The sequence below is a fragment of the Pseudomonadota bacterium genome (assembly GCA_013285445.1).
Lineage (GTDB): Bacteria > Pseudomonadota > Gammaproteobacteria > Xanthomonadales > Wenzhouxiangellaceae > Wenzhouxiangella.
Map to the genome: position 1 here is coordinate 1,242,876 of CP053448.1, position 13,878 is coordinate 1,256,753.

9 protein-coding genes and 1 pseudogene are annotated in these 13,878 nt (G+C 66.3%); 4 read left to right on the forward strand and 6 right to left on the reverse strand.

Features of this window, described 5'->3' with window-relative positions:
• Positions 1-51: 51 nt before the first annotated feature.
• Positions 52-1,236 carry a pyridoxal phosphate-dependent aminotransferase gene (locus HND55_05640; protein ID QKK02184.1) on the reverse strand — a complete coding sequence of 395 codons (1,185 nt, stop codon included), beginning with the start codon at positions 1,234-1,236 and terminating at the stop codon, positions 52-54.
• A gap of 103 nt (positions 1,237-1,339) precedes the next feature.
• On the opposite strand from HND55_05640, the gene uvrB reads away from it, so the two are divergent.
• Positions 1,340-3,358, forward strand: coding sequence for an excinuclease ABC subunit UvrB (gene uvrB / locus HND55_05645; GenBank protein ID QKK02185.1), 2,019 nt, complete (start codon positions 1,340-1,342; stop codon positions 3,356-3,358).
• A pseudogene (locus HND55_05650) lies at positions 3,267-3,569 on the forward strand (hypothetical protein). Before uvrB ends, HND55_05650 begins: the two are co-directional and overlap by 92 nt.
• A gap of 26 nt (positions 3,570-3,595) precedes the next feature.
• On the opposite strand, the gene HND55_05655 reads toward HND55_05650, so the two are convergent.
• A complete protein-coding gene (locus HND55_05655; GenBank protein ID QKK02186.1) occupies positions 3,596-5,689 on the reverse strand; it encodes a TonB-dependent receptor in 2,094 nt (697 codons plus the stop codon).
• Between the two features lie 153 nt (positions 5,690-5,842).
• The gene (locus tag HND55_05660) at positions 5,843-7,285 is read right to left on the reverse strand and encodes a hypothetical protein (GenBank protein QKK02187.1); all 1,443 of its coding nucleotides are present in this window, start codon (positions 7,283-7,285) and stop codon (positions 5,843-5,845) included.
• 149 nt (positions 7,286-7,434) lie between these two features.
• Between HND55_05660 and HND55_05665 the strand changes: the two genes are divergently transcribed.
• Together HND55_05665 and HND55_05670 are read left to right on the forward strand one after the other, a co-directional pair.
• Positions 7,435-8,478: a hypothetical protein gene (locus HND55_05665; GenBank protein ID QKK02188.1), complete on the forward strand. Its 1,044-nt coding sequence runs from the start codon at positions 7,435-7,437 to the stop codon at positions 8,476-8,478.
• Positions 8,478-11,045, forward strand: coding sequence for a hypothetical protein (locus HND55_05670; GenBank protein ID QKK02189.1), 2,568 nt, complete (start codon positions 8,478-8,480; stop codon positions 11,043-11,045). Before HND55_05665 ends, HND55_05670 begins: the two co-directional genes overlap by 1 nt.
• A 42-nt stretch (positions 11,046-11,087) precedes the next feature.
• Here HND55_05670 and HND55_05675 read toward each other — a convergent pair whose 3' ends face one another.
• The 3 genes from HND55_05675 to HND55_05685 are packed head-to-tail and all read right to left on the reverse strand — an operon-like array spanning position 11,088 to position 13,809.
• Positions 11,088-12,341 carry a glutamate-5-semialdehyde dehydrogenase gene (locus HND55_05675; protein QKK02190.1) on the reverse strand — a complete coding sequence of 418 codons (1,254 nt, stop codon included), beginning with the start codon at positions 12,339-12,341 and terminating at the stop codon, positions 11,088-11,090.
• A 2-nt stretch (positions 12,342-12,343) separates the two neighbouring features.
• Entirely contained in the window at positions 12,344-13,441 is a 1,098-nt protein-coding gene (locus tag HND55_05680) for a glutamate 5-kinase (protein QKK04010.1), read from the reverse strand.
• 50 nt (positions 13,442-13,491) lie between these two features.
• The gene (locus HND55_05685) at positions 13,492-13,809 is read right to left on the reverse strand and encodes a hypothetical protein (GenBank protein QKK02191.1); all 318 of its coding nucleotides are present in this window, start codon (positions 13,807-13,809) and stop codon (positions 13,492-13,494) included.
• Positions 13,810-13,878 lie beyond the last annotated feature (69 nt).

The window sequence follows — 13,878 nt, forward strand, 5'->3', positions numbered from 1 at the left end:
TGCGTTCGCCTGGGTCGCCAGGCGTCTGGTCGTCGGTCTGGTTCATCGGTTTCAATTCTCGAGTACCCGGGCCATCCGTTCAACCGCCTTGTGCAGTGTATCCAGATTACAGGCAAACGATAACCGCAGGTGACCCGAGGTACCGAATGCGCTGCCCGGCACCGTGGCAATTCCACCCTGTTCCAGCAGGTGTTCGGCCATCTCGATATCGTCGTTGAGGCCCATCCGTTCGATCGCTTCACTGAAATCCGCGAACGCGTAGAAGGCGCCCTCGCCGGGCGTACAGCTCACGCCGGGCAATTCGTTGAGCGCCGGTACCAGCCAGTCGTGCCGTGCCTTGAAGGCGCGACACATCTCGGTCACGCAGCGCTGGTCACCGTTGAGTGCGGCGACCGCGGCGGCCTGGGCAATGGAACAGGGGTTGGACGTCGACTGGCTCTGGATCTTTTTCATTTCGCGAATCAGGGCCGCCGGACCGGCGGCATAGCCGATCCGCCAGCCGGTCATCGCGTAGGCCTTGGAGACACCATTGACCACGACCGTGCGCTCCCTGAGCGCCGGAACGACTTGGGCAAGCGTCGCAAATGGCTCGTCGGCCCACCAAATGTGCTCATAGATGTCGTCGCTGCAGATGAGCAGGCGCGGATACTCAAGCAGTACTTCGCCCAGTTCGGCCAGCTGCTGACGGCTGTAGGCGCGGCCCGAGGGATTTCCGGGCGAGTTGAGCATCAACAGCCGGGTCGAGTCGTTGATGGCCGATGCCAGCTGACCCGGCGTGATCAGGAAATCACTGCCGCGAGTGGTGCTGAGAGTGACCGGTGCGCCGCCGGCCAGGCGCACCATGTCGGGATACGACACCCAGTACGGCGACGGTATCAGGACTTCGTCGCCGTCCCCGATCAGTGCCTGCAGCAGATTGTAGATGCTTTGCTTGGCGCCGCTGGAGACCAGGATCTCCTCGGCGGTGTAGTCCAGGCCGTGGTCGCGGGCCATTTTCGCAATCACCGCCTGCTTGAGCGCCGGTGTGCCGTCGACGGCCGTGTAGCGCGTCTCGCCGGCTTCGATTGCAGCCGCAGCCGCCTGGCGGATTGGCGCCGGCGTGTCGAAGTCTGGCTCGCCCATGCTCAGCGAGATGATGTCCTTGCCAGATGCCTTGAGCTCGGCAGCCCTGGCCGCCATGGCGATCGTGGCCGAAGGCTTGACCTGGCTGACCCGTGCGGCGAATCGAAATGTCACTGCGTGCTCCCTACTGAAGTGAAATCGGACCGGCGCCGATCACGGCCCCGGTGGACGTCCCGATTATAATCGCTGCTGCAATGTTGACGAGTGACGCACTCCCATGAGCCGGCCATTCCGCATGGCCTCCAGCTACGAACCGGCCGGCGACCAGCCGACCGCGATCGATGCACTGGTCGCCGGTCTCGGGGCCGGACAGTCGCACCAGACGCTGCTCGGGGTGACCGGTTCGGGCAAGACCTTCACCATGGCCAACGTGATCGAGCGCGCCCAGCGCCCGGCGCTGGTGATGGCGCCCAACAAGACCCTGGCCGCCCAGCTCTACGGCGAGTTCAAGGCCTTTTTCCCGGATAACGCGGTCGAGTACTTCGTCAGCTACTACGATTACTACCAGCCCGAGGCCTATGTGCCCTCGTCGGACACCTTCATCGAGAAGGATGCGTCGATCAACGAGCACATCGAGCAGATGCGCCTGTCGGCGACCAAGGCCTTGCTCGAGCGTCCCGACGCGCTGATCGTCGCAACGGTCTCGTCGATCTATGGCCTGGGTGATCCCAGCTCCTTTCTGAAGATGACCCTGCCGCTGAAAGTGGGCGAGCGCATGCACCAGCGCGAGATTCTCAGGCGCCTGGCCGAGATGCAGTACTCGCGCAACGATTTCGAGCTTCGGCGCGGCACCTACCGGGTGCGCGGTGAGGTGATCGACCTGTTTCCCGGCGATTCGGAAATCGAGGCGGTGCGTATCGAGTTGTTCGACGACGAGATCGAGCGCATCAGCTTCTTCGACCCGCTTACCGGCGAGGTGCGCGACAAGGTCGACGCGCTGACCGTCTTTCCCAAGACGCACTACGTCACGCCACGTCAGGTGGTGCTGGATGCCATCGAGGCGATCAAGGCCGAACTCAGGGAACGGCTCGAGCAACTGGAACAGGCCGGTAAGCTGCTCGAGGCCCAGCGCCTGAGCCAGCGCACCCAGTTCGATATCGAAATGATGCTCGAGCTCGGCTATTGCCAGGGCATCGAGAACTACTCGCGCCACCTGACCGGCCGCCAGCCCGGCGATCCGCCGCCGACCCTGTTCGACTACCTGCCGCGCGATGCCATGCTCATCGTCGACGAGTCGCACGTGACCATTCCGCAGATCGGCGGCATGTACCGTGGCGACCGCTCCCGCAAGGAAACCCTGGTCGAATACGGCTTTCGCCTGCCCTCGGCGATGGACAACCGGCCGCTGACCTTCGAGGAGTTCGCGGAGCGCGCCCCGCAAATGCTGCTGGTTTCGGCCACGCCGCGGCAGTGGGAGTTCGATCACTCGCAGACGGTCGCCGAACAGGTGGTGCGACCGACCGGCCTGGTCGACCCCGAAGTGGAAGTCCGGCCGGTGTCCAGCCAGGTCGACGACCTGCTCTCGGAGATTCGCCTGCGGGTGGTTAAGGGCGATCGCATCCTGGTGACGACCCTGACCAAGCGCATGGCCGAGAATCTGACCGAATACCTGGCCGAGCACGACGTGCGCGTGCGCTATCTGCACTCCGACATCGACACGGTCGAGCGCGTCGAAATCATTCGTGATCTCAGGCTGGGGGCTTTTGACGTGCTGGTCGGCATCAACCTGCTGCGCGAGGGGCTGGATCTGCCGGAGGTATCCCTGGTGGCCATTCTCGACGCCGACAAGGAAGGCTTTCTGCGTTCGGAGGGCTCGCTCATCCAGACCATTGGACGGGCGGCGCGCAACGTGCGCGGCAAGGCCATTCTCTACGCCGACAAGGTGACCGACTCGATGAAGCGCGCCATCGAGGAAACGGAACGGCGGCGCGCCAAGCAGATTACCCATAACGAGAAGCACGGCATCACGCCGCAGACCATCGTCAAGAACATCGCCGATATCATGTCGGATGCGCAGTCGACTCCCGGGCGCAGACAGTCAGGGCGCAAGGTGGCCGAAGCGCAGGCCGACTACGGTGTTCCCGAACCCGTCGCCCCGGAGAACGCGGCGAAGGAAATCGCCCGGCTGGAGAAGGAGATGTTCGCTGCCGCCGAGGATCTCGAGTTCGAAAAGGCCGCCGAGATCCGCGATCGTATCCACCGGATCCGCGAGCAGGGCTTCAAGGTCGCGACCTGAGGGCGCCGGCAAGGACGAGTACCGCAGCGGCAAGGGCTACGCCGTTCAGGTTGATGCCAACGCATCCGATGTGAGCGCCGGAGATTTCGATGCGGTCGTCATCCCCGGCGGCATGGCGCCCGACAGGATGCGCCGGCACAGGGCGATGGTCGAGCTGGTTCGCGCGATCCACGACGCCGGCAAGCCGGAGGCCTGGATCTGGCACGCCGGTGCCGGTCGCCCGCGCGGCGAGCCGGATCAGAACCCGCCGCTCAGCGACAGGATCAGCGAGCGGCCGCGCCGAAAGTCCCGCAGCTCGCGGAAGGCCGGACGGGGATCGATGCGGCTGATATCGAACAGGCGGCGGTCGCGCTCGAACCGGCGATCAAGCAGGTTTTCAGCCTCCAGTCGCATCTTGATGCGCCGGAACCGGGTCGTCTCGATGAACAGCTCCAGATCGACGCCGTCGCTGCGGATGTCCAGTTCGTCGACATCGTAGCGAATGGTTTCATCGCGGTATGACGCGCTCAGTCCCCAGGCAGACTGGATGGCCGTGAGCTCCTGGCGAAGCTCCGTGTTCACGCGGAATGCCGATTCGCCCGAAAACGGACGATCCACGCCGGTGACCGGGTCCTCGACACGCGAGTCCTGCCAGCGCAGGTCCATGTCCATCCGCGCGTTACGGAAACCCAGTGGTTCCATCGGCAGGGTCGTTTCCAGCGCAATGCCCCAGCGTCGTCCGTCGCCGATATTGCCCGGCACTCCCTGATCGGCCGTAACGGGCAGGATGTCCTGAAGATCGCTGATCCTGTTGAAGAAAACACGCAGTGTGGCGTTGCCGATCCGGCCAAACCGGCGCTCATGGGCCAGTTCGGCGACCCAGGTGTTCTGGGGCACAAGATCCGGATTGCCCAGGTCAATTTCCTCATCGCCGAAATCCGTGGCGCTGACGAAGTCGCCGAAATTCAGCTGGGCGACATCGCGCCGCAGGTTGATGCGGGTCTGATGCGCGTTGCTCGGTGCGTGAATCACGGCCAGTGACGGTTTGAAGAAAAAGAACGAACGCGCCTGACCGCCCGGGCCGGTCTGGCTGATTTGTGAGAACTCGCTGCCCAGGCCCGGCTCGAGCGTCCACTGGTCAATCTGCCAGGAATCGGTCAGCTGCAGCTCGCTGCGCCATTCCTCGACCCGCGCAGTGCCACCGGGTACGAGCACGGGCCGGAAGCCGTCGCCGCTGTCGACATGCAGGGCGAGCTGATTGTCGAGCACGTTCAGGGCTGTTTCCAGATTGGCCTCGAGGTAATGCCGGTCCCAGCCGAACCAGTCGAGCTCCAGCCGGGCAATGGATTCCGCCGAGCGGCTGTCGGTGACTGCACGCTGGCGCATGACCGGTTCGTCGGGATCCTCGCTGCGCAGTCCGGCAGCGCGATCCCGCCACTGACGATTGATCACCACGATTGCCTTGAAATCCGTCTGGCTGTCGGTCTGCCACTGCAGGTCGCCGCCCAGCTCCAGCTCGTAGTCGCGCCGGGTCTGGTCGCGATCAACCCGGAACGGTGAGATCGAGGGGTTCGCCCGCACGCCCACAGAGCGTTCGCGGAAGCCCGAGCCCAGGTATTCGAGTTTGGCATTGAAGCGCGCTACCCGCTCGCCGAATCGGGTCTCGGTGTTGAGGCTGGCGGCGTATTCATTGCCCTGGCTGGCGTCGGTCATGTCGCGCAGTTCAACCAGGCGTTGATCTGCGGTCAGTCCCTCGGTGGCGGAATTGCCGAAGAAGAAGTGGCGGGCCTCGATGCCGGCCGCGTAGCGTGTATCGCCGGCAGTGCCGAGAACCGACAGGCTGCCGCCTGGCTCCGGCCCGCCGCTGTCGGTATCCTGCTCGAGTTCGGTGGTCCAGGTCCAGCTCGGCGGCCCGGAGTCGCGCAACACGACGTTGGCCACCACCGTTTGACCGCCGGCCGAGAGCGAGCCGGTATCGCCCCGGATCAGCTCGATGCGCTCGACGCGCGCGACCGGGATGCGAGCCAGGATTTCGGACGGGCGATCCTGTTTGCTGCTCGGCCGTTCACCGTTGATGAGCAGGTTGCCGGCCGACCCGCCAAAACCCCGTCCACCGCCGCCGTTGACCAGCTGAAAACCCGGCAGCTGGTCGATCATGTCTCGTGCGTTGACCGGATTGTAGACGGCAAAAAAATCCGGGCCGTAAACGACGACCTCCTCGCTCTGGCCGTCCGGCTCAACGCGCAGCCGGGTCGGCGTGGCCGAATCGGCAGACGCCAGGACCATCGAGTGCAATAGCAGGCCGGACCAGGCGGCGGCGAGCAGGCGCCAATAGCCGGCGCCGGTGGTCATGGTCAACCGATGCATGTCTGTCCGGAACGAGTCCATCGCAAGTAAGTATTAGCCCGGTAGTTTAGCCTGAGTTCCATCTGAACGCAGGCCGGGCCTGGTTGCATGGGTCTCGCCGCCCAGCGGTGAACCGCGCGGCTGGCATTCCAGGCAGCGTCAGTGCGTTACCGATCGAGCCGTATGGCCCGCGAGCGGTTCAGTCGACTGGCGCTGCTGCTGCCATCGCTCAACGCGCCTGGGAAAGCGCTCCTCGACCCAGCGGCGCAGGGTGTGCGCCTGCTCAGGGTCGCCGAGGTTGTGCTCGAGCAGGCGGGCCGCCTCCAGACAGGCTTCCGGCAGCTGAGCATACTTGGGGCTGGTCCGGGGCAGCCGGAGCAGCAGCTTGACAGCGATATGATGGTAGCCACGCTGTTCGAGGGCCAGCGCCATGTAGTGACGCGTCTCCGCGACTCGCGGCAGCCAGTTGCCGAGCGCCTGACGATGCTCAATCCACAGCCCGGCCGCGGCCTCAGCCTGGCCGCTGGTGACCAGCCGGTGCAGTCGGCGTTCGATGTGATTGCGAAACTCCTTGCGGTTACCGGCCTGAAGCAGCATCCGGTCGAAGCGCTGGTTGAGACCGGGATGGTCGCCGTGCCGGACCAGCGCGGCGCTGATGGTCAGCCGAGCCCGGTCCTCGCGCTGTTCGGCGGTCAGGATATCGGCGTCGGCCAGTGCCTGTGCCGGTTCGTAGACCCCCGGGGCGGGTCGGTCGTGTTGCCTGACCCGGGCCAGCGCCGGCTGGTAGTCGAACTGGCGGCGATACTGGTAGAGCACCAGGCCGATCATGCGCGCTGCCAGCATCGAAAGGTAGCCGTATACGAGGCCCAGCAATCCGGTCTCCAGCCAAAGCGGCAGGACCGGCGAGGCCAGCCGCATCAGCCACCAGGGTGCAAGCCCGAACAGGACAAACGCAGTCGAGAGCACGATGCAGGGCCGGCGTGCCGCCTGAACGACCTGCTGTACACGGCGATAGTCAAAGCCGGCGCTGACGGTTGGAGTGACGAAAACGCTCATGACCATCAGCGGCAGCAGGCCCGCAGCCACGACCGAGACGGCCAGGGTCAGCACGATGCTGCCTGTCATGGCCGCAAGCACCACCGTCAGCGCGGCTGCCGCGGTCACCACCAGCATGGGGCCGGTACGGGGCAGGTCCTCGGGCGCAATCAGCTGGCCCGGGCGCGGCGGGCGCACGTGCCCCCGGCTGGAACGATCAATGATCACATAGGCGTAGCGCACAAGGACCAGCCCGGCGAGACCGGCTGCGATCAGGCCGGCCGCGCCCGAGGGAGTCAGCGCCAGCATGATCGTCAGTAACGCGAGCGTGGCCGCTGCAGTGTAGTTGGTGGCGTAGGCGAGTGCAGGCAGAGGCTGTCGCCAGAGCGAGGTGCCGAGCCTGGTATCGTCCATTGGCTTGCGGCAAAGCGGACAGACCGGATCGGCGGGCAGTTGTTCCGCGAACGGCTTGCAGTCGCCACACAGCGGCAGGTCGCAGCGTGCGCAGTACCATCGTGCCGGTTGGTCTTCGTGGTAACGACACCGTCCCGTGTTCGGGCTGGTCATTGACTATAGGCTCCCGTCTTCGTCCCCCCTTGCCTGAAGAGATTGAACAGGTTCGCATCACTTTATCACAATGTCGGGGGCAGGCGCCGCCGGGCTGCAAGCCGGGTGTGACCGGGTACAATTGGTGCCAGGCGACCTGGAGAGACCGTTTGACCGATCGTGGACCGTCCCGGTGGAGCTGGCTGCCTGGCGGCCTGAGCGTGCTGCTGTTCGGGGCGGCTTTGGCCGGCCAGGCGGTATTGCACGAGCCGGTTGTACGCGAACGCGCTGCTTCCCTGCTTGAGGAGCTGCAGCGGGTTGACGCGCAGCAGGCCGGGCAGTTGCTGGACCGGCTCGGCGATGATCCTCAGCTGACCGCCGCGCAGCGAGATGCGGTGGCGATGGCGCTGGTGCGTCGACTGCGCCAGATGCCGCCAGGCCGGATCGATCGCACCGTCGTTGATCACCTGGCCGAATGGACGCCCCGGGCCTGGCGTCGGCACGAGGAATCCGCTTCACTTCAAGTGCCGCTGTTCAACGTGGCGGCAGCGACTCGCGGGCTGATCAACCAATGGGACTGGCAGGCGGGCGCAGCCGATATCGCCGGCACGGGCGGACCCCCGCTCGACGCGGTGCTGGATCGGGTGGCGGCTCGACCGGACGCGCCATATGCGCGAGGTGTCCGCAAAGCCCTGTCCGGGCTGAGCGGCGCGCGCCTCGATCAGGTGATTGCGCTCAGTCGCCAGCGGCCTGCCCTGAGCGATACCCTGCTGCCCGAGCTTTGGCTGGCCCGGGGCGCCTGGGACGAACTGGCCACCTGGCTGCGGACTGCGCCGGTACCACGTGCTGCGCCGGTTCTGGGCCGGGCTGCATCGGACCTGTCAGCCGAAGGTTTTCTGCCGCTGGGGGAGGCGGCACTGAACCACCCCGAACCGGGACTGCGCGCACTGGCCATGGCCTATCAGACCGATGCCTGGATGAGTCGGCCCGGCTGGCCGCAAGGCTGGTCCCGGCGTCTGTGGGCGCATATCGACGACCGGGACCTGGCAGCGACGGCGGCGCTGCAACTGGCCCGACTGGATGCGCCGGCACGCTGGCGGGCAAAGCCCGCACTGGCGCCTCCCGGGGCTTTGCAGTCACCCCATCTGGCTCGCATCGAAGCCCTGGCCGGGGTCAGCCGTTCGGGCGGCGCTGGCGGAAAGCGGCAGCGCTGATGCGAATCGGGTTTACATGGCCGCTGCTGCTGCTCGGGCTGACCGCCACCACGGCCGATGCCCAACGCCTGGTTGAGTGGACCGAGTCCAGGGGTGAGCTCGGACTGGGCTATCCGGTGCCGATACCGGTCGATACGGCAATGCCGTTCGATGGGTTCCGCAGCCATGCCGGGCTGCACGCACGCCACCAGCAGCTGCTCGAAGACAGCGCGCGGGTGACCGGTCAGGTGGTCGGCGAGACCCGTTACGGGCGACCGATCTGGGCCTATCGCCTGGCCGCGCCCGGAGACCGCACGCCGGCGGGGCGAGCGCGCGCGGCGATCATGTACGCCGGAACCCTGCACGCGCGCGAATGGCAGTCGCCGGAAGTCGTCACCGGGCTGATGGAACGGGCTGTGGCGGGCAGTCATGATGATTCCCTGACCGATTACGTCGCCGAGCACGTCAATATCGTGGTCGTGCCGGTCCTCAATATCGATGGGTTCCTGCAGACCCAGGCCAATCCGACCCGCAACTGGCTGGGCACCGACAACCGCAACCCGGATTTCTGGCCGCGCGACGGGCGCATGCGACGCAAGAACCTGCGCGATGCTGATGAGGACTTCTTTAGCACCGACGATCATCTGGCCGGCGTCGACCTGAACCGCAACAATTCGCCGTTCTGGCCCGGTCCGCCGGAAACAGGTATTCCCGACGATCTGACCTGGCGCGGCCCCAGAGTCCAGTCCGAACCGGAGATCGCCGCGCTGCAGGCCGCCACCGACCTGGCGCCGGCCAGCCGCCTGCGGTTCTATGCCGACATGCATTCCTATACCCGCGTGTTCTTCAGCGTGCATACCGACAACGAACGGCGCAACGCCATTCAGAGCCGGCTGTTCAGTGCCCTGTCGAGCCATCATGCGGCGCTGCCGGGTGACCAGGTCTATGTGGATTCACGCGCCGCCATCAATACGGGTATCGGCACCACCTCCGAGTTCTTCGGCCACGTCTACGACATTCCCTCGGCGACCTGGGAGATCGAGCCCGGACAGGACGGTGGTGCCCAGTACGGCGGTTTTCGAAGCAACAGTCACGACGGATTCATTTTGCCCGAAAGCGAGATTCGCCGGGTGCGGGAAAATCTGGCCGAAACCATGCTCGTGGCCGCCTACCACATGGCCGGTCCGCCGCATGTGGTGGCTGCGGAAATCCGGGATCGCGACAGCGGGGCGGTGGTCTGGTCGGCATATTGGGACGATGCAGGTGAAGGTTCGCGTCAGCTGCTTGCACATCAGCCCGCTGCGCTCGAGCCCGGGCGTGATTACACCCTGTGGGTGGCCTTCAGCAAGCCCATGCGATGGCGTGAAGATGGTCAGGTGGTGCCATTTCCCGGTCGTCCGTCGGGTTCGGTCAACGTCACCTTGTGGCTGGAGTCGGGCGATCAGTTTGTCGCGGTGGATTTCGACGAGCCACAGTGGCTCGATCAGCCTGGTGGGCCGGGCCGCGGTTTTCAGCGCTACCGCGACGATGCCTTCGAAGTGGACTTCGTCATCGTCGATGAGGCGGGCAATCGCGCGCTGATCAATGAGCTCAACAGCGCCGATGCCGTCATCAGCCTGGGCGTGCTGGCCAGCGATCTGACCGGGCAACTGCTCGATGCCGACCCGGCCACCCCGGTTGACTGGGGCGACGGGGCATGGCTGAATTATGACGCGGCCAGCGGTCGGCCGGATTCCGGCGGCGCCGATCGAACGCTGAAGGTCGACGTTCGACCGAGTGCCGATGAGCCTGAACTGGTCCGCGCCGCCCATAGTGCGATGTGGTTCAACCCCGGACGGTCCGGCGAGGGCTGGGTGGTCGAAATCCTGCCCGGCGGACAGGCGCTGGGCTACTGGTTTACCTACGACGAGGAAGGCGAACCGCGCTGGCTGATCGGGCAGGGCAGTGTGGTCGCCAACCAGATCCGGTTCGATCTCCTGCTGGCGCCGGAGGGCGGACGCTTTGGTCCCGATTTCGATCCGGCGGATGTCGATCCGGTACCGGCCGGCTCCGCCCGGTTGGTTGTGCTGGACTGTGATAACGGCTGGCTGGATTACCAGGCCTTTGGTCAGTCCCAGCGCATTGCGCTGACCCGGCTGACCCGCACTCTGGGCCTGTCCTGCGACCCGCCTGCCGGCGAGCCCCCCGGAACTGCCCTGCAAAGCGGCACATGGTTCGATCCCGCCCATGATGGCGAGGGCTTCACGCTGCAGCGACTGGCCGATGGTCAGGTGCTGGTGATGTGGTTTACCTACGATCCGACGGGGCGCCAGTTCTGGCTGCTGGGTCTTGGCGATGGCCAGGCGGAATCGATCGACCTGGGCGGGTTGACCGCGGCGAGGGGGCCGCGTTTCGGCCGGTCCTTCGATGCCGATGATCTCGAGCCGATCGAGTGGGGCGCGCTGCAGATGCAGCTGGGCTGCGATACCGGCTCGGCGAGCTACCAGTCGATTCTGCCGTCTTTCGGCAGCGGCCAGTTTGAGCTGCTGCGTCTGACCGCGCTCGCCGGGCTGGCCTGCACCGCAGGTGACGGTCAGCGGGAACGGTAATCGCCGGGCCCGCATGCGCCCGCGGTCCGGTCGCGGGGCGTTTCAGGCCGGTGGGCGGCTCTGTCCACTGCCGCGGACCACGTACTTGAAGGTGGTCAGCTGCTCGGGCCCGACAGGCCCGCGGGCGTGCAAACGGCCGGTGGCAATGCCGATCTCGGCGCCGAAACCGAATTCCCCGCCGTCGGCAAACTGGGTCGAGGCATTGTGCATGACGATGGCGCTGTCGACGCGTTCGATGAACTGCCCGGCGGCGGCGCGATCGGCCGTGATGATGCCGTCGGTGTGACCGGAGGAAAAGCGCGTGATATGGTCCAGCGCTGCTTCGAGGTCGTCGACCACGGCCATTGCAATGATGGCGTCGAGGTATTCGGTTGTCCAGTCGGCGTCGGTGGCCGGCTCGACGCGCTGATCGCAGGCCTGAATGTCGCTGTCGCCTCGAATGCGGCATCCGGCTGCAGTCAGGGCCTCGACCAGGGCCGGCACCATATCCAGGCGCTGGCGGTCGATCAGCACTGTTTCGACGGCACCGCAGATGCCGGGCCTGCGCATCTTGGCGTTGACCACGACGTCGATGGCCATGGCGTGTTCGGCCGCGGCGTGGACATAGAGATGATTGTTGCCGTCAAGGTGGGCGAACACCGGAACACGGGCGTCATTGCGAACGCGCTCGACCAGGGATCGCCCCCCGCGCGGCACCACCACGTCGATGTGCCGGCTGGCGCGCAGCATCTCGCCGACCAGCGCGCGGTCCTGGTCGGGCACGATCTGCACCGCTGTTTGCGGCACCGGCCCGGCCGCCAGGCCGGCAATCAGGGCACGGTAGATGGCCCGGTTGCTCTCGACTGCCTCGCTGCCGCCGCGCAGAATGACCGCGTTGCCGGCCCTGAGGCACAGGGCAGCGGCGTCGGCCGTGACGTTCGGCCGGCTCTCGTAGATGACGCCGATCACGCCAATGGGCACGGCCACCCGGCGGATGTCAAGCCCGTTGGGGCGCTTCCAGGCGGCCAGCTCGCGGCCAACCGGATCGGCCAGTGCCGCAACGCGTGCAATGGCGTCGGCGATTGCACAAACGCGAGCTCGATCGAGCCGCAAGCGGTCGATCATGGCGGCGTTCAGGGCGCGTTTTTCGGCCTGTTCGAGGTCGAAGGCGTTGGCAGCCAGGATGCGTTCGCCATGCTGCTCGATGGCTGCCGCCATGGCATCCAGTGCGTGCTTGCGCGCTTCACCCGAAAGCGTGGCCAGCGTCGTGGCTGCCTCCCGGGCGCTTGCGCCAAGCTGTTCGATCAGCCCGGTCATGATCAGAACAGGACCAGGTCGTCGCGGTGGATCATCGGCCCGCGACCGGCGTAGCCCAGACGGGCGGGAATGTCACTACTCTGCGCGCCGGCCAGGCAGCTGGCCTCGTGGGCATCGTAGCCGCTCAGCCCCTGGCCGATGTCGCCGTCTGGACCGGCGATGCGAAGCAGTGCGCCACGCTCGAACTGACCTTCGATGGTCTGAACGCCGGCCGGCAGCAGGCTGGCGCCCCGCCGCAGCGCGCTGGCCGCGCCGGCATCGATGAGCAGCCGACCCGCGTGTTGCTGCAGGCTGCGCAGCCATTGTTTGCGCCGCACCAGCGGGCGTTGCGCTGCGCTGAATACGGTGCCGCGCCCCGTGTCGAGGTAGCGCGTCAGCGGATCGCAATCACCACGGCCGCTGGTCAGCAGCACCTGGCAGCCGGCGGCCGTTGCGGTCCGGGCTGCGGCCAGCTTGCTGGGCATGCCGCCGGTGCCGAACTCGGTGGCGGTGGTGCCGTCGGCCAGCGCCTCGATCTTGGCCGATACCTCCTCGACGGTGGTGACCAGCCGGGCGTCGGGATGAGTTGCTGGATTGGCCTCGTAGAGGCCGTCGACATCGCTGAGCAGGACCAGCAGTTCGGCGCCGGCCAGCTGCGCCACGCGCGCGGCCAGCCGGTCGTTGTCGCCAAACCGGATCTCGCCGGTGGCGACGGTATCGTTCTCGTTGATGATCGGCACCACGGCATGGGCGAGCAGGGTTTCCAGGGTATTGCGCGCGTTGAGGTAGCGGGCGCGATCTTCCAGGTCGCCCAGCGTCAGCAGGATCTGCGCGGCGTCACGCCGATATCGTGCGAACGCTTCGGTCCAGATCTGTGCGAGGCGAATCTGGCCGATCGCCGCAGCGGCCTGGGCTGCCGCGAGGCTGGCCGGGCGACAGCCAAGGCCGATCGCGGCACGACCGAGCGCGATGGCGCCGGACGAGACCACGATGACCGGCCCGGCGCGCCGGCTGAGCGAACCGGCAAGCGTCGCCATCCACCCGGTTCGTGCTTGACCATCGCGGTCAATGAGCAGCGACGAGCCGACTTTGACCACAACGGTTGCCGTGCCGTCGAGGATCTGCCGACAGACCTCGCCGGGGCCGGTCCAGGCTGCGGTTTCGTTCACTGTTAGCGACTGCGGCAGCGGTAGATGATAAACATTTGGCTGCCCTCGACGATCGGGCCGTCGGCGACGAGCGTGTCGCCACCGATATCGTAAGCGCTGCTGCGCGCGCGATCGGCCAGTAGCCGGGCCAGGCGCTCGGGATCGTTATCCGGCTTGGCGTTGACCGGCAGCGTCGCCTGTGTCGTGTCCAGCCGCTGGCAGTGGCGCGTCTGGGTCGGGTCGACGAGGCGGACATTCCTCTCGCCGTGGCGCAGGTCCGGAATACTGCAGGCAGCGGCCAGTATGACGGCAAGGCCGAGAACGGGCAGTCCGGTTTTCATGGTGTCGACTCTCCTTCAGGCCGGGTTCGGGCTCATGCCCGGATCACAATAGAAGGCCTGCCGGCTGCC